Genomic DNA, 14,923 nt, shown 5'->3' with positions numbered 1-14,923 from the left:
CGCAGTCATGCTCATCCGCAACTACAGAGGGCTCCTGGGCACCAAGCTCGGGATGACCCAGGTATGGGACGCGAACAACCGCGTCGTGCCGGTCACCGTCATCAAGGCCGGACCTAACGTCGTCACGCAGGTCAAGACGCCTGACTCGGACGGCTACTCGGCCGTGCAGCTCGGTTACGGCGAGATCGACCCGCGTAAGATCAACAATCCCGCTCGCGGCCACTTTGCCACCAGTGGGGTGACGCCTCGGCGCCACCTCGTCGAGCTGCGGACCGCCGACGCCGGCAACTACCGGCCCGGCCAGGAGCTGACCGGCGAGGTGTTCTCCGCCGGGACCGTCGTCGACGTCACCGGCACCTCGAAGGGTAAGGGGTTCGCCGGTGTCATGAAGCGTCACGGGTTCAAGGGCCTGGGCGCGGGGCACGGCGTCGAGCGCAAGCACCGCTCGCCGGGGTCGGTCGGCGGCTGCGCCACTCCCGGTCGCGTGTTCAAGGGCCTGCGCATGGCCGGCCGGATGGGTCACGTGCGCACAACGACCTCGGGGCTGACGATCCACGCCGTCGACACCGAGCGCGGCTATCTGCTGGTCAGGGGTGCGGTGCCCGGCCCGGACGGTGGTCTGGTCCTCGTGCGCAGCGCGGCCAAGCGCCCGGCGCCCGAGACCATCGCCCCGGCGGCCGAGCCGGCCGATACCGGTGAGGAGGTCTCGGCATGAGCCGGGTGGCCACATCCGACCCGAGCGTCACCACGCGCACCGTCGCGGTGCACGCGCCGAACGGGGGCGACGGCGGCAGTGTCGAGCTGCCCGGTGGCGTGTTCGACGTGCCGCTCAACGTCCCGCTGATCCACCAGGTCGTGGTGGCGCAGCTCGCGGCGGCCCGCCAGGGCACGCACGACACGAAGACCCGCGGCGAGGTCCGCGGCGGTGGCCGTAAGCCGTATCGGCAGAAGGGCACCGGCCGGGCCCGGCAGGGATCGCTGCGGGCTCCGCAGTTCACCGGCGGTGGCACCGTGCATGGCCCCACGCCGCGCAGATACGACCAGCGGACCCCGAAGAAGATGAAGGCCGCCGCGCTGCGCGGCGCGCTGTCCGACCGGGCCCGCAACAACCGGGTGCACGTGGTGTCCTCGCTGGTCTCCGGCGAGGCGCCGTCGACGAAGAGCGCGATCACCGCGCTGCGGACGATCGCCGACACCCGCCGGGTGCTGCTGGTGGCGAGCCGTTCGGACGAGCTGACCTGGAAGAGCCTGCGCAACGTCGCGGCGGTGCACCTGCTCGACCCGGGCCAGCTCAACACCTATGACGTGCTGGTGAGCGACGACGTGGTCTTCACCGAGGAGGCGCTGGCCGCATTCCTTGCTCGTGACACCCGTCCGGCGACCTCTACCGCCGGGACCGAGGCTGCCGCGGGCACCGAAGGTGTGGCCGGGGCGGAGGAGAACAAGTGATTCCCGACCCGCGTGACGTGATCCTGCGGCCGGTCGTCTCCGAGAAGAGCTACGGCCTGCTCGACGAGAACGTCTACACCTTCATCGTGCGTCCGGACGCGAACAAGACCCAGATCAAGCTCGCGGTCCAGCAGATCTTCAATGTGCGGGTCCTGCGGGTGAACACCATCAACCGGCAGGGCAAGCGCAAGCGGACCAAGCACGGCTGGGGACACCGGTCCGCCTCCAAGCGGGCCCTGGTGAGCCTGGCTCCCGGTGACACGATCGAGATCTTCGGAGGCCCCGGTGCCTGAGCGCGTGCGCTCCGCGGCGGCGGTGGGTCCAGGACGGTAGGAAGCCATGGGTATTCGTAGGTACAAGCCGACGACGCCGGGGCGTCGTGGTGCGAGCGTGGCCGACTTCGTCGAGATCACTCGTGACCACCCGGAGAAGTCGCTGGTCCGCCCGCTGCACTCCAAGGGCGGGCGCAACGTCCACGGCCGGATCACCACCCGGCACCAGGGCGGCGGCCACAAGCGGGCGTACCGGGTCATCGACTTCCGGCGGGACAAGGACGGGGTGCCGGCCAAGGTCGCGCACATCGAGTACGACCCCAACCGCACCGCCCGGATCGCGCTGCTGCACTACCTCGACGGGGAGAAGCGATACATCCTCGCGCCGGTGAAGCTGAGGCAGGGCGATACGGTCAGCTCCGGCGTGGGCGCCGACATCAAGCCCGGCAATGCGCTGCCGCTGCGCAACATCCCGACCGGCACGGTGGTGCACGCCATCGAGCTGCGTCCCGGTGGTGGTGCGAAGATCGCCCGCAGCGCCGGCACGAGTGTGCAGCTCGTCGCGAAGGACGGCCCCTACGCTCAGCTGCGGATGCCCTCCGGTGAGATCCGCAACGTGGATGTGCGCTGCCGCGCGACGGTCGGCGAGGTCGGCAACGCGGAGCAAAGCAACATCAACTGGGGTAAGGCCGGCCGGATGCGCTGGAAGGGTCGCCGACCCACCGTGCGTGGTGTCGCGATGAACCCGGTCGACCACCCGCACGGTGGTGGTGAGGGTAAGACTTCCGGCGGTCGTCACCCCGTCAACCCCAAGGGCCGTCCGGAGGGGCGGACCCGCGCGACCCGCAAGTCGTCCGACGCGCTCATCGTGCGTCGTCGCAAGCAGAACAGGCGGCGGTAGTGGTGATCTCCAGGCCCCGGGCCGCGTCGACCACCAGCGCGCCGCCGACCAGCCGCACCCATCGGATCTGAGCAGGAAGGAGGAGACACAGCCATGCCACGCAGTCTGAAAAAGGGCCCGTTCGTCGACGACCACCTGCTCAAGAAGGTGGATCTGCAGAACTCCAAGGGCACCAAGCACGTCATCAAGACCTGGTCGCGCCGGTCGACCGTGATCCCCGACATGCTGGGGCACACGATCGCCGTGCACGACGGCCGCAAGCACGTCCCGGTCTTCATCACCGAGGGCATGGTCGGGCACAAGCTCGGCGAGTTCGCCCCGACCCGGACCTTCCGTGGCCACGTCAAGGAGGACCGGAGGTCACGCCGTGGCTGACGATCTCGTTGACGGCCTGACCCGGGCCGGTCTTCCCGGGGCCAAGGCCTCGGCCCGCTATGTCCGGGTCTCGCCGACGAAGGCCCGCCGGGTCGTCGACCTGGTGCGCGGGCGCTCGGTCGGCGAGGCGCTGGACATCCTCCGGTTCGCTCCGCAGGCGGCCAGCGAGGACGTGTACAAGGTTGTCGCCAGCGCCGCGGCGAACGCCGAGAACAACCACAGCCTCGATCCGGCCACCCTGTGGGTCGGCGAGGTCTACGTGGACGAGGGGCCGACGCTCAAGCGCATCCGGCCCCGCGCCCAGGGCCGGGTCTATCGGATCCGCAAGCGCACCAGCCACATCACCGTCGTGGTGGAGAGCCGGGAGCCGGTCTCCGCGGCCGGCCGGGGCGCCAAGACGACCGCGAAGACGACAAGGAGGGCCCGGTAGTGGGGCAGAAGGTCAACCCGCACGGGTTCCGGCTTGGTATCACCTCGGAGTTCACCTCTCGCTGGTACGCCGACAAGCAGTACAAGGCGTACGTCGGCGAGGACGTGAAGATCCGTAAGATGATGTCGCGGGGCATGGAGCGGGCCGGCATCAGCCGGGTCGACATCGAGCGGACCCAGGGGCGGCTGCGGGTGGACATCCACACCGCGCGCCCAGGCATCGTCATCGGTCGCCGTGGCGCCGAGGCCGACCGTATCCGTGGCGACCTGGAGAAGCTCACCGGCAAGCAGGTGCAGCTCAACATCCTCGAGGTGAAGAACCCCGAGGTCGACGCCCAGCTCGTCGCCCAGGGGGTGGCTGAGCAGCTCTCCAGCCGGGTCAGCTTCCGCCGGGCGATGCGCAAGGCCATGCAGACCGCGATGAAGGGCGGCGCGAAGGGGATCCGGGTGCAGTGCTCGGGTCGTCTCGGTGGCGCCGAGATGAGCCGGTCGGAGTTCTACCGCGAGGGTCGGGTGCCGTTGCACACCCTTCGCGCGGACATCGACTACGGCTTCTATGAGGCTCGGACGAACTTCGGCCGCATCGGCGTGAAGGTCTGGATCTACAAGGGCGACGTCGTCCAGAGCCGGGCCGAGCGTGAGGCGCAGGAGGCGCTGCAGCGCCAGACCCGCCGGGAGCGCCCGCGCCGCGGGCCGCGTTCCGGCTCGTCCGGCACGACCCAGGGCGGGACCGAAGCGGGCCGGGCGGCGGCCCGCAGCGAGCGCCGGGGCCGTGGTGGTGGCGGCGGGAACGCCCCGGCTGAGACTCCGGCGGGCGAGGCCGCGGCGGCCGAGTCGACGGCACCTGTCGCGGAGTCCGCCACCGCGGCGCCGAGTACGCCGGCCGCGACGCCTGAGGCGGCCGTGGCGAACACTCCGGAGAAGGCGGAGGAATAGACATGCTGATTCCCCGGAAGGTCGCGCACCGCAAGCAGCACCACCCCGGGCGGACCGGTGCCGCCAAGGGCGGAACCCGGGTCACGTTCGGTGAGTACGGGATTCAGGCCCTGGAGTCGGCTTACGTGACGAACCGGCAGATTGAGTCGGCCCGTATCGCGATGACCCGGCACATCCGTCGTGGTGGAAAGGTCTGGATCAACATCTACCCGGACCGTCCGCTGACCAAGAAGCCGGCCGAGACCCGGATGGGTTCCGGTAAGGGCTCGCCTGAGTGGTGGGTCGCGAACGTCAAGCCGGGCCGGGTCCTGTTCGAGCTGTCCGGGGTCGCGGAGCCGGTGGCCCGCGAGGCGATGCGGCGGGCCATCCACAAGCTGCCGATGAAGTGCCGTTTCGTGGTCCGTGAAGGTGGTGCGTAATGGCTGTCGCTACCGCGGACGAGCTGCGGAGCCTGTCGGGCGAGGAGCTCGTCGACAAGCTTCGGGAGGCCAAGGAGGAGCTGTTCAACCTCCGGTTCCAGGCGGCGACCGGGCAGCTGTCGAACAACCGCCGGCTGCAGGCCGTGCGGCGCGACATCGCCCGGATCTACACCGTCATGCGCGAACGGGAGCTGGGTATCACCGACGATCCGGCGGTGGCGGCCGGCGCGGCGGACGATGACGCGACGCAGTCGGAACGGGCGTGAGGACAGTGACAGACGAGACGGCCTCCCAGGAGGCTTCGCAGAGCACGGACGCGGCGGCTCTCCCCCGCGGATTCCGTAAGGTCCGAGAGGGCCTCGTGGTCAGCGACAAGATGACCAAGACCGTCGTGGTCGCGGTCGAGGACCGGGTGCAGCACCCGCTGTACGGCAAGACGATCCGTCGTACCAAGAAGGTCAAGGCGCACGACGAGAGCGGCACCACCGGTGTCGGCGACCGCGTCCTACTGATGGAGACGCGGCCGCTGTCGACGACCAAGCGGTGGCGGATCGTTCAGGTCTTGGAGAAGGCGAAGTAGTGAAGTAGTTCTGGCCCGGACGCCGGGGCCGGGCAGGACCGGGTGATCAGTAGTACCGGGTGATCAGGAGCGGAAAGTGATTCAGCAGGAGTCGCGACTTCGGGTTGCCGACAACACCGGAGCGCGGGAGATTCTCTGCATCCGGGTGCTCGGCGGCTCTGGGCGTCGTTACGCGGGGATCGGCGACATCATCGTCGGCACGGTGAAGGACGCCCTGCCCGGCGCCGGCGTGAAGCGCGGCGACGTGGTCAAGGCGGTCGTGGTGCGTACCACCAAGGAGCGCCGGCGGCCGGACGGCTCCTACATCCGCTTCGACGAGAACGCGGCGGTGCTCATCCGGGACGGTGGTGACCCTCGGGGCACCCGCATCTTCGGGCCGGTCGGCCGGGAGCTGCGTGACAAGAAGTTTATGAAGATCATCTCGCTGGCGCCGGAGGTGCTGTGACCGTGGCCACTTTGAAGATCAAGAAAGGCGACACGGTCCAGATCATCACCGGCAAGGACCGTGGGCTCAAGGGTAAGGTCATCCGCGCCTACCCGGAGCAGAACAAGGTCCTCGTCGAGGGCGCGAACCGGATCACCCGGCACACCCGGGTCCAGCAGAGCACGCGCGGCTCGCAGTCCGGGGGCATCATCACCCAGGAGGCGCCGATCCACGTGAGCAACGTGATGATCGTTGACCCGTCTGACGGGAAGCCGACCCGGATCGGTTACCGCATCAACGACGACGGCACCAAGGTGCGTGTCTCGCGGCGCACCGGCACCGAGCTGTAGGCCGAGCGAGCAGTCGAGCAGTTGGGAAACGAGATTAGACCATGACTGTGACCACCGAGGGCCGGACCATCGAAGGCCGGACCACCGGCGCTCGCCCGGTTCCACGGCTCAAGCAGCGGTACCGTGACGAGATCGCCCCGGCGCTGCGGGACCAGTTCTCCTACCGCAACGTCATGCAGATCCCCGGCGTCGTCAAGGTCGTCGTCAACATGGGGGTCGGAGACGCCGCCCGGGACGCGAAGCTGATCGATGGCGCTGTGCGGGATCTTGCGGCCATCACCGGTCAGAAGCCCGCGGTCCGGCGCGCGAAGAAGTCCATCGCCCAGTTCAAGCTGCGCGAAGGGATGCCGATCGGCGCCAAGGTGACGTTGCGTGGTGACCGGATGTGGGAGTTCCTCGACCGCCTCGTCACCATCGCGCTGCCGCGTATCCGTGACTTCCGCGGGCTGTCGCCGAAGCAGTTCGACGGTGCCGGCAACTACACCTTCGGGGTGACCGAGCAGTCGATCTTCCACGAGATCGATATCGACCGGATCGATCGGGTTCGGGGCATGGACATCACGGTCGTCACCACCGCGACCACCGACGACGAGGGCCGGGCGCTCCTGCGGGCGCTGGGCTTCCCCTTCCGGGAGAACTAGAGAGATGGCCAAGAAAGCACTGATCGAGAAGTCGAACCGTAAGCCGAAGTATGCGGTCCGGGGTTATACCCGATGCCAGCGCTGCGGCCGGTCCCGCTCGGTGTACCGGGGCTTCGGGCTCTGCCGGGTATGCCTGCGGCAGATGGCGCATCGTGGCGAGCTGCCCGGCGTCACCAAGAGCTCCTGGTAGGCCGGTACCGCGCCCCGGACCGGGGCCGGCACGGCTCCACCGGCAGCACGGCTCCACCGCACCACCACCGCACCTCCACCCGATCGCGGCAGGCCCGGCATCCAGCGGCCGAGGACGACCTCGGCGCCGGCGGGAACCGCCGTGAGAAAGGCGTCAAGCCATGACGATGACCGATCCGATTGCGGACATGCTCACGCGTGTCCGGAACGCCAGCAGGGCGTACCACGACCGCGTGGTGATGCCTCACAGCAAGATCAAGACGCACATTGCCGAGATTCTCCAGCAGGAGGGATACATCTCCGGCTGGCACGTCGAGGACGCGACCTCGGCTGGCGGCGTCGGCCACACCCTGGTCATCGATCTGAAGTACGGCCCCAACCGGGAACGCTCGATCGCCGGGATCAAGCGCATCAGCAAGCCGGGTCTGCGGGTCTATGCCAAGGCGACGAACCTCCCGAAGGTCCTCGGGGGCCTGGGCGTCGCCATCATCTCCACCTCGTCGGGTCTGCTGACCGACAAGCAGGCGGGCAAGCGGGGCGTGGGCGGGGAAGTCCTCGCCTACATCTGGTAAGGAGGGCGAGCGATGTCACGGATCGGGCGCCTGCCCATTCCCGTCCCCAGCGGTGTCGATGTCACCGTCCAGGGAGCCACCATCACCGTCAAGGGGCCCAAGGGCACCCTGAGCCACGTCGTGGCCGAGCCGATCGTGGTGAACACCGAGGACGGTCGGCTCCTCGTGACCCGGCCCGACGATGAGCGTCGCTCCCGGTCGCTGCACGGCCTGACTCGCACCCTGGTCTCCAATATGGTCACCGGCGTCACCGCCGGATACTCGAAGACCCTGGAGATCGTCGGCGTCGGTTACCGTGTCCAGGCCAAGGGCTCCGACCTGGAGTTCGCCCTCGGATACAGCCACCCGGTGCCGGTCAAGGCCCCGGAGGGCATCCGCTTCGAGGTGCAGACCCCGACCCGCTTCGTGGTCCACGGGATCGACAAGCAGCTGGTCGGTGAGGTCTCCGCGAAGATCCGCGGGCTGCGCAAGCCCGACCCGTACAAGGGCAAGGGCGTGCGCTACCAGGGCGAGGTCGTCCGCCGCAAGGTCGGGAAGACCGGGAAGTAGGAGATAGATCATGGCAGTGAGCCTCGGCGCCAGCTCGCGCCGACGGACCGCGAAGCTCCGTCGGCACGTCCGGGTGCGCAAGAAGGTGGCGGGCACCCCGTCCCGCTCACGGCTCGTCGTCACCCGGTCCTCGCGGCACATCTACGCCCAGGTCATCGACGACGTCGCCGGCCACACGCTGGCGTCGGCGTCCACCCTGGACGTGTCGCTGCGCGGCGGCGAGGGGGACAAGACCGAGCAGGCCCGCAAGGTCGGCGCACTGGTCGCCGAGCGCGCGAAGGCGGCCGGGATCGCCGCGGTCGTGTTCGATCGCGGTGGGCGGACCTACTCCGGCCGCATCGCCGCGCTCGCGGACGCGGCGCGGGGGAGCGGGCTGGACTTCTGATGACTTCCCCCAGCCTTTACTGTCAGTCCAGCCTTTACCGCCAGTACAGCCAGAACAGGGAGATGTTGTAGATGCCAGGCCAGCAGCGCCGCGGCGGCGGCTCCGGCGGCTCGGACCGTCGGGAACGCCGGGACCGGTCGGGCAGCGGCCCGGCGCAGGAGAAGAACGCCTACGTCGAGCGGGTTGTCGCGATCAACCGCGTGGCGAAGGTTGTCAAGGGCGGACGTCGGTTCAGCTTCACGGCGCTCGTCGTGGTCGGTGACGCGGACGGGACCGTGGGCGTCGGCTATGGCAAGGCCAAGGAGGTTCCGGCCGCCATCGCCAAGGGCGTCGAAGAAGCCAAGAAGCACTTCTTCAAGGTGCCCCGGATCGGTTCGACGATTCCGCACCCGGTGCAGGGCGAGGAGGCAGCCGGCGTCGTGCTGCTCAAGCCCGCCTCGCCCGGTACCGGGGTCATCGCCGGTGGTCCGGTCCGTGCCGTGCTGGAGTGCGCCGGTGTGCACGACGTGCTCTCGAAGTCGCTCGGCTCATCGAACCCGATCAACATTGTGCACGCGACGGTCGCTGCTCTGCGTGGTCTGATGCGTCCCGAGGAGATCGCCGCCCGTCGCGGCCTGCCGCTGGAGGACGTCGCTCCGCCGGCCATGCTGCGCGCTCGTGCGGCGGGAGCCGGTGTCTGATGGCCAAGCTGCGCATCACGCAGATCCGGTCGGGGATCGGTGGTACCTCGAACCAGCGGGCCACGCTGCGTACCCTTGGTCTGCGGAAGATCAACGCGACGACCGTCCGTGATGATCGTCCCGAGATTCGCGGGATGATCAGAACTGTGACCCATCTTGTCCGGGTCGAGGAGGTGGACTCCTAGCCATGGCCGAACTGACGAAGACCGACGCCGGTGACGACACCGGCGCCACCGGCGCGGGCACTGAGGCCGGCTCGGCGCAGGCCGTCCGTGGCCGCGGCCTGAAGGTGCACCACCTCCGGCCGGCCCCCGGCGCCCATAAGTCCAAAACCCGCGTCGGTCGCGGTGAGGGTTCCAAGGGCAAGACCGCCGGGCGGGGCACCAAGGGCTCGAAGGCCCGCAAGCAGGTGCCCGCCCGGTTCGAGGGTGGCCAGATGCCCCTGCACATGCGCCTGCCCAAGCTGAAGGGCTTCCGCAACCGGTTCCGCGTCGAGTACCAGGTCGTGAACGTCGCCACCCTCGCGGAGCTGTTCCCGCAAGGTGGTGAGGTCACCAAGGCCGCCCTCGTGGCCAGGGGTGCGGTGCGGGGCAAGTCGCCGGTGAAGGTGCTGGGCAACGGCGACATCGACGTCGCGCTGCACGTGAGCGCGGACGCGTTCTCGGCCTCCGCGAAGGAGAAGATCGCCGCTGCCGGCGGGAGCGTCACGCAGAGCTGAGAGCATGGGTGGGGGTATGGGCCATGTCACCCCGCTCCCACCCCGGCCCCGCCCGTCCGGACCCCTCGCCAGGCGGCCATGCGCCTCGGCGTCAGCCGTCTCTTGCCGTCTACCATCGCTTACCCATGGTGATGTCGGGACGAGTGGGCCGGGTGTCCTGTTACAGTCGCCTAACCGACCTCGGCGACCGGCCGGGGGAGGCGATCCGCACTGGGCAGGATGTCCACTTCCCGTCGGTCCGCAATCCCAGCAGGAGGAGCCGTGCTCACCGCCTTCACGCGGGCATTCCGCACGCCTGACCTGCGCAAGAAGCTGCTGTTCACCGTCGGTATCGTGGTGCTGTTCCGGTTCGGCAGCGTCATGCCGTCGCCGGGTGTCTCGACGTCCGCAGTGAACACCTGCCTGGACTCGGCGAGTGCCGACAGCAGCAACGTCTACTCGCTGATCAACCTGTTCAGTGGTGGGGCGCTGCTGCAGCTGTCCATCTTCGCGCTTGGCATCATGCCGTATATCACATCGAGTATCATCATTCAGTTGCTCGTTGTGGTGATCCCTCGGCTGGAGCAGCTGAAGAAGGAGGGCAGCTCGGGCGAGCAGAAGCTTACACAGTACACCCGGTACCTGACGATCGCCCTCGGTCTTCTGCAGGCCACCGGCATCGTGGCGCTGGCCCGCAGCGGCCGGCTGTTCCCCGACTGTTCGGCCGCCATCATCCCGGACACGAGCCTGTTCCGGATCGCGACAATTGTCATCACGATGACAGCGGGTACCTCGGTCATCATGTGGATGGGTGAGCTGATCACCGCCCGGGGGGTCGGCAACGGCATGTCGCTGCTGATCTTCACCTCGATCGCGGCGAGGCTTCCCTCCGAAGGCGGACGCATTCTCCAGGTCGCCGGCGGTGTGGTGTTCGGCCTGGTGCTCCTGCTCGGTCTCGCGATCGTCGTGTTCGTCGTGTTCGTCGAGCAGTCTCAGCGTCGCATCCCGGTCCAGTACGCCAAGCGTCTAATCGGGCGGCGGATGTACGGCGGGACGTCGACCTACCTGCCGATCAAGGTCAACCAGGCCGGGATCATCCCCGTCATCTTCGCGTCCTCGCTGCTGCAGCTCCCTCAGCTTGCCGGACAGGTGTGGAGCAACCAGAGCTTCCAGGACTTCGAGCAAAGATACCTCTCCAGGGGTGGCCATCCATTCTATCTGGTGACATATTTCGCACTCATCATCTTCTTCACCTATTTTTATGTTGCGATCACCTTCAACCCGACGGAGGTCGCGGACAATATGAAGAAGTATGGTGGGTTCATTCCCGGGATCAGGCCGGGGAACCCGACGGCGGAGTACCTCAAACATGTACTCGACCGAATCACGCTCCCGGGATCGCTGTTCCTCGGCGTGATCACGGTTCTTCCGTTGGCACTGCTGAACCTGACCAAGGACCAGCCGTTCCCCTTCGCGGGCACGTCGGTTTTGATCATGGTGGGGGTTGGGCTGGAAACCGTGAAGCAGATCGAAAGCCAGCTCATGCTCCGCAATTACGAAGGTTTCCTCCGGTAGTGCGCCTCGTACTGGTCGGGCCGCCCGGTGCCGGAAAGGGCACCCAGGCCGCGTTCATTGCCCAGGCGCGGTCGATCCCCAAGATCTCCACCGGGGACATCTTCCGGGCGAATGTGCGACAGGGAACGGAGCTGGGCGTCAAGGCCAAGGCCTTCATGGATGCCGGTGATCTCGTACCGGACGAGATCACCATCGGTATGGTCCGCAACCGCTTGGCCGAGGACGACGCGGTCAAGGGATTCCTGCTCGATGGTTTCCCTCGCAACGTCCCGCAGGCCGAGGTGCTCGGGCAGATGCTCGATGGCATGGGGACCCGTCTGGACGTGGTGCTCGAGCTCGTCGTCGACGACGACGAGGTGGTGCGCCGGCTGTCCGGTCGGCGAACCTGTCGGAACTGCGGTCATATCTGGCACATCGACTTCGACCCGCCGTCGGTCGAGGGCGTCTGTGACCGGTGTGGTGGCGAGCTGTTCCAGCGCGACGACGACCGGTCGGAGACGGTCCGTCATCGGCTCGAGGTCTACGCGGACCAGACGTCGCCGCTGGTGGCGTACTACGCCGAAAAGGGCATCCTGATCGGTATCGACGCCACCGGACCGGTGGACAACGTCACCGACCGCGCGCTCGACGCCCTGCGGCACTACGGCGACTGAACCCGTCGGCCTGGTCCGGGCGCGGACCAGGCCGAACGTGGCTCCCGAGCTTTTCGCGGAAGATCGTTGGAGTACGTCCTGCGGGGGTCGGCGGCTAGCATCGGAAACGGACACAACACGAACACGGACCGGGGCGACGAGCGTGGCGCGACGAGAACACGTCCAGATCAAGACGGCGGCGGAGATCGCCAAGATGCGGGTTGCTGGCCTGCTCGTCGCGAAGACGCTGGCGCGGCTGCGTGACGCGGTCGTCCCCGGGGTCACCACGGCCGAGCTGGACGCCCTTGCCGAGAAGACGATCCGGGACGACGGCGGTATCCCGTCCTTCAAGGGCTATGCCCAGCCGCCGTATCCGGCCTCGATCTGCAGCTCGGTCAACAACGAGGTGGTGCACGCCATCCCCACCCGCAAGCGGGTGCTGCGCGAGGGCGACATCATCTCGATCGACTGCGGGGCGATCGTGGACGGCTGGCATGGGGACGCCGCGATCACCGTGCCGGTCGGTGAGGTCGCCCCGGAGGTTCTCGCGATGATCGACACGTGCGAGGGCGCGCTGTGGGCGGGCCTCGCCGCCGCCCAGCTCGGTGGAAAGCTCACCGACATCAGCGCCGCCGTCGAGCGGCATGTCCGTCCACATGGCTACGGCATCGTCGATCACTACGGGGGCCACGGTATCGGCAGCGAGATGCACCAGCCCCCCCACGTGCTCAACCACGGCCGGCCCGGCCGTGGCATCCGGCTGATCGAGGGCCTTGCGCTGGCCATCGAGCCTATGATCACCATGGGGTCGCCGGACACGGCCGTGCTCCCCGACGACTGGACCGTCGTGACCCGCGACGGCAGCCTCGCCGCCCACATCGAGCACTCGGTGGCAATCACTCCGCGTGGGCCGTGGGTGCTGACGGCGCCGGACGGCGGAGCGGCGAAACTCACCGAGCTCGGGGTCGCCTGCGGGCAGCCGGCTGACGCCCCGTCTGGAACCGGCTGAACCGGCTGAGGTCGGGTCGACTCTGAGCGGGGGTCGTGTTGACCCTTGACGGGGGTCGCCGCGTACACTCTTTAGCTGGCGGTCTTCTCACGCCGGTGTGCTCCACCGTGTCGATAGCAGTCCTGTCTATGGCAGTTGCGGTCGGTGGCAGTGTGGTTGGTGGGTTCGGGCTCCTCTCGGGGTAGTTCAAGCCTCTGACCTTGGCTTTTCCGAATATTTCGGAGGGCCGACCGGTCGCGGCCGAGCCGCCGTCCCATAGTCGACGTCAGGACAGCGGAGGACATGCCGAAGAAGGACGGGGCCATCGAGATCGAAGGCCGTGTGGTGGAGCCGCTCCCGAACGCGATGTTCCGGGTGGAGCTCCAGAACGGTCATCGTGTTCTCGCCCACATCAGCGGGAAGATGCGCCAGCACTACATCCGGATCCTGCCGGAGGACCGCGTCGTGGTCGAGCTCTCGCCCTACGACTTGTCCCGCGGCCGCATCGTCTACCGCTACAAGTAGTCGATCTCTTCTCACTCGCCCGTAGCTCCACTCAATCGCCACGCGCGGCCCGCGGCTGCGCAGGAGGTCCGCAACAGCCGTGAAGGTCAAGCCCAGCGTCAAGAAGATCTGCGACAAGTGCAAGGTGATCCGTCGCCACGGGCGAGTCATGGTCATCTGCGACAACCTTCGTCACAAGCAGCGTCAGGGCTGATGTCCTGACGGGTGCGGCCTCGTCCCGGCGGGTGGCGCAGCACGTGCCGCCCGCCGAGAGGCGGCCCACCGCATCCAAGCGATGCCAGGCGTCCCATCCGGGACGACCTACCCCCGGTCGGAGGCCGGGGCCCGCCCGGCCCGGCGCCGGCCGGGACGGCATCGCCCGAGACCTCCGGCCGCAGGAAGGAAACATCCGTTCATGGCACGCCTCTCCGGCGTCGACCTTCCCCGCGAGAAGCGGGTTGAGATCGCTCTGACCTACATCTTCGGGATCGGCCGCAGCCGCTCCCGGGACACCCTCGCCGCCACCGGGGTCAACCCGGACACGCGTGTTCGTGATCTGAGCGAGGAAGAGATCGTCAGACTGCGCGACTGGATCGACGCGAACTACCGGGTCGAGGGTGACCTCAACCGGGAGATCAAGCAGGACATTCGCCGTAAGATGGAGATCGGGTGCTACCAGGGGCTCCGTCACCGGCGTAACCTGCCCGTCCACGGCCAGCGCACGCACACCAACGCGCGCACCCGCAAGGGCCCGCGCCGCGCCATCGCCGGCAAGAAGAAGGCCGGCAAGAAGTAGTCAGGGTCCCCGGCGGACCGCTCGGGCCCGCCGCCGCCGACCACTGATCGACGACCTCGTACACGGAGACCACACGCGAACATGCCTCCCAAGACGCGCGCAGCCGGCGCCAAGAAGGTCCGGCGCAAGGAAAAGAAGAACGTCGCCCACGGACACGCTCACATCAAGAGCACGTTCAACAACACGATCGTCTCCATCACCGACCCGTCCGGGAACGTGATCTCCTGGGCCTCGGCGGGCCATGTCGGCTTCAAGGGCTCCCGCAAGTCCACGCCCTTCGCCGCCCAGATGGCGGCCGAGAACGCGGCCCGCAAGGCGCAGGAGCACGGGATGCGTAAGGTCGACGTCTTCGTAAAGGGCCCGGGTTCCGGCCGGGAGACCGCGATCCGTTCCCTGCAGGCCGCGGGCCTCGAGGTCGGTGCGATCCAGGACGTCACCCCGACCCCGCACAACGGTTGCCGCCCGCCCAAGCGGCGCAGGGTGTGACCATGCGGCGAGGCGGCCGCGGCCGGAGCTCCACGCCGGCCGGTGTCGTGGCGTTGCGTTCGAGTTCGCGCCAGGAAACGAGAGAGAAGGATTA

General features: G+C 68.2%; 27 protein-coding genes. All 27 read left to right on the top strand.

Annotated features, from left to right (window positions below):
- Positions 1–7: 7 nt before the first annotated feature.
- Positions 8–715 carry a 50S ribosomal protein L3 gene (gene rplC, locus ACY5KJ_RS00340; protein ID WP_462185690.1) on the top strand — a complete coding sequence of 236 codons (708 nt, stop codon included), beginning with the start codon at positions 8–10 and terminating at the stop codon, positions 713–715.
- Positions 712–1,449: a 50S ribosomal protein L4 gene (gene rplD, locus ACY5KJ_RS00335; RefSeq protein ID WP_462185691.1), complete on the top strand. Its 738-nt coding sequence runs from the start codon at positions 712–714 to the stop codon at positions 1,447–1,449. The genes rplC and rplD overlap by 4 nt, the downstream gene beginning before the upstream one ends.
- Complete coding sequence (gene rplW, locus ACY5KJ_RS00330) at positions 1,446–1,742, top strand: 50S ribosomal protein L23 (RefSeq protein WP_011435041.1); 297 nt, start codon at positions 1,446–1,448, stop codon at positions 1,740–1,742. The genes rplD and rplW overlap by 4 nt, the downstream gene beginning before the upstream one ends.
- A 46-nt stretch (positions 1,743–1,788) precedes the next feature.
- A complete protein-coding gene (rplB, locus tag ACY5KJ_RS00325) occupies positions 1,789–2,622 on the top strand; it encodes a 50S ribosomal protein L2 (RefSeq protein WP_011435042.1) in 834 nt (277 codons plus the stop codon).
- Between the two features lie 93 nt (positions 2,623–2,715).
- Entirely contained in the window at positions 2,716–2,997 is a 282-nt protein-coding gene (gene rpsS / locus ACY5KJ_RS00320) for a 30S ribosomal protein S19 (protein ID WP_011435043.1), read from the top strand.
- Positions 2,990–3,427 (top strand): 50S ribosomal protein L22, encoded by a 438-nt coding sequence (gene rplV, locus ACY5KJ_RS00315; RefSeq protein WP_462202440.1) that lies wholly within the window; start codon positions 2,990–2,992, stop codon positions 3,425–3,427. Before rpsS ends, rplV begins: the two co-directional genes overlap by 8 nt.
- Entirely contained in the window at positions 3,427–4,362 is a 936-nt protein-coding gene (gene rpsC / locus ACY5KJ_RS00310; protein ID WP_462185693.1) for a 30S ribosomal protein S3, read from the top strand. The genes rplV and rpsC overlap by 1 nt, the downstream gene beginning before the upstream one ends.
- 2 nt (positions 4,363–4,364) lie before the next feature.
- Positions 4,365–4,781: a 50S ribosomal protein L16 gene (rplP, locus tag ACY5KJ_RS00305; RefSeq protein ID WP_009740521.1), complete on the top strand. Its 417-nt coding sequence runs from the start codon at positions 4,365–4,367 to the stop codon at positions 4,779–4,781.
- The gene (rpmC, locus tag ACY5KJ_RS00300) at positions 4,781–5,047 is read left to right on the top strand and encodes a 50S ribosomal protein L29 (RefSeq protein WP_462185695.1); all 267 of its coding nucleotides are present in this window, start codon (positions 4,781–4,783) and stop codon (positions 5,045–5,047) included. Before rplP ends, rpmC begins: the two co-directional genes overlap by 1 nt.
- Positions 5,048–5,052: 5 nt before the next feature.
- Positions 5,053–5,361, top strand: coding sequence for a 30S ribosomal protein S17 (gene rpsQ, locus ACY5KJ_RS00295; protein ID WP_462185746.1), 309 nt, complete (start codon positions 5,053–5,055; stop codon positions 5,359–5,361).
- A gap of 76 nt (positions 5,362–5,437) precedes the next feature.
- Positions 5,438–5,806 (top strand): 50S ribosomal protein L14, encoded by a 369-nt coding sequence (gene rplN / locus ACY5KJ_RS00290; RefSeq protein ID WP_009740518.1) that lies wholly within the window; start codon positions 5,438–5,440, stop codon positions 5,804–5,806.
- Between the two features lie 2 nt (positions 5,807–5,808).
- Positions 5,809–6,135 carry a 50S ribosomal protein L24 gene (rplX, locus tag ACY5KJ_RS00285; protein WP_462185747.1) on the top strand — a complete coding sequence of 109 codons (327 nt, stop codon included), beginning with the start codon at positions 5,809–5,811 and terminating at the stop codon, positions 6,133–6,135.
- A 41-nt stretch (positions 6,136–6,176) separates the two neighbouring features.
- The gene (gene rplE / locus ACY5KJ_RS00280) at positions 6,177–6,776 is read left to right on the top strand and encodes a 50S ribosomal protein L5 (protein ID WP_462202438.1); all 600 of its coding nucleotides are present in this window, start codon (positions 6,177–6,179) and stop codon (positions 6,774–6,776) included.
- 4 nt (positions 6,777–6,780) lie between these two features.
- Positions 6,781–6,966, top strand: coding sequence for a type Z 30S ribosomal protein S14 (locus ACY5KJ_RS00275; RefSeq protein ID WP_011435050.1), 186 nt, complete (start codon positions 6,781–6,783; stop codon positions 6,964–6,966).
- Between the two features lie 160 nt (positions 6,967–7,126).
- Positions 7,127–7,537: a 30S ribosomal protein S8 gene (gene rpsH, locus ACY5KJ_RS00270; protein WP_011435051.1), complete on the top strand. Its 411-nt coding sequence runs from the start codon at positions 7,127–7,129 to the stop codon at positions 7,535–7,537.
- Between the two features lie 12 nt (positions 7,538–7,549).
- Positions 7,550–8,086, top strand: coding sequence for a 50S ribosomal protein L6 (gene rplF / locus ACY5KJ_RS00265; RefSeq protein ID WP_462185697.1), 537 nt, complete (start codon positions 7,550–7,552; stop codon positions 8,084–8,086).
- Positions 8,087–8,096: 10 nt separating this feature from the next.
- Positions 8,097–8,471, top strand: coding sequence for a 50S ribosomal protein L18 (gene rplR / locus ACY5KJ_RS00260; RefSeq protein WP_462185698.1), 375 nt, complete (start codon positions 8,097–8,099; stop codon positions 8,469–8,471).
- A gap of 71 nt (positions 8,472–8,542) precedes the next feature.
- Positions 8,543–9,151 (top strand): 30S ribosomal protein S5, encoded by a 609-nt coding sequence (rpsE, locus tag ACY5KJ_RS00255; RefSeq protein WP_462185699.1) that lies wholly within the window; start codon positions 8,543–8,545, stop codon positions 9,149–9,151.
- A complete protein-coding gene (gene rpmD, locus ACY5KJ_RS00250; protein WP_011435055.1) occupies positions 9,151–9,336 on the top strand; it encodes a 50S ribosomal protein L30 in 186 nt (61 codons plus the stop codon). The genes rpsE and rpmD overlap by 1 nt, the downstream gene beginning before the upstream one ends.
- Before the next feature lie 2 nt (positions 9,337–9,338).
- Positions 9,339–9,869: a 50S ribosomal protein L15 gene (gene rplO / locus ACY5KJ_RS00245; protein ID WP_462185700.1), complete on the top strand. Its 531-nt coding sequence runs from the start codon at positions 9,339–9,341 to the stop codon at positions 9,867–9,869.
- Between the two features lie 261 nt (positions 9,870–10,130).
- Positions 10,131–11,423: a preprotein translocase subunit SecY gene (gene secY, locus ACY5KJ_RS00240; RefSeq protein ID WP_462185701.1), complete on the top strand. Its 1,293-nt coding sequence runs from the start codon at positions 10,131–10,133 to the stop codon at positions 11,421–11,423.
- A complete protein-coding gene (locus ACY5KJ_RS00235; RefSeq protein ID WP_462185702.1) occupies positions 11,423–12,076 on the top strand; it encodes an adenylate kinase in 654 nt (217 codons plus the stop codon). Before secY ends, ACY5KJ_RS00235 begins: the two co-directional genes overlap by 1 nt.
- A gap of 142 nt (positions 12,077–12,218) precedes the next feature.
- A complete protein-coding gene (gene map / locus ACY5KJ_RS00230; RefSeq protein WP_462202436.1) occupies positions 12,219–13,064 on the top strand; it encodes a type I methionyl aminopeptidase in 846 nt (281 codons plus the stop codon).
- 282 nt (positions 13,065–13,346) lie between these two features.
- Positions 13,347–13,568 carry a translation initiation factor IF-1 gene (gene infA / locus ACY5KJ_RS00225; RefSeq protein ID WP_006541558.1) on the top strand — a complete coding sequence of 74 codons (222 nt, stop codon included), beginning with the start codon at positions 13,347–13,349 and terminating at the stop codon, positions 13,566–13,568.
- Between the two features lie 79 nt (positions 13,569–13,647).
- On the top strand, positions 13,648–13,761 hold the full coding sequence (gene rpmJ / locus ACY5KJ_RS00220; RefSeq protein ID WP_003956441.1) for a 50S ribosomal protein L36: 114 nt from the start codon (positions 13,648–13,650) through the stop codon (positions 13,759–13,761).
- A gap of 201 nt (positions 13,762–13,962) precedes the next feature.
- Positions 13,963–14,343: a 30S ribosomal protein S13 gene (rpsM, locus tag ACY5KJ_RS00215; RefSeq protein WP_462202433.1), complete on the top strand. Its 381-nt coding sequence runs from the start codon at positions 13,963–13,965 to the stop codon at positions 14,341–14,343.
- 81 nt (positions 14,344–14,424) lie between these two features.
- The gene (rpsK, locus tag ACY5KJ_RS00210) at positions 14,425–14,829 is read left to right on the top strand and encodes a 30S ribosomal protein S11 (RefSeq protein WP_011435061.1); all 405 of its coding nucleotides are present in this window, start codon (positions 14,425–14,427) and stop codon (positions 14,827–14,829) included.
- Positions 14,830–14,923 lie beyond the last annotated feature (94 nt).

The organism is Frankia sp. CcWB3 (assembly GCF_977927595.1).
Note: the sequence above shows the minus strand (reverse complement) of the source record. Positions and strands in the feature narration are given on the sequence as shown.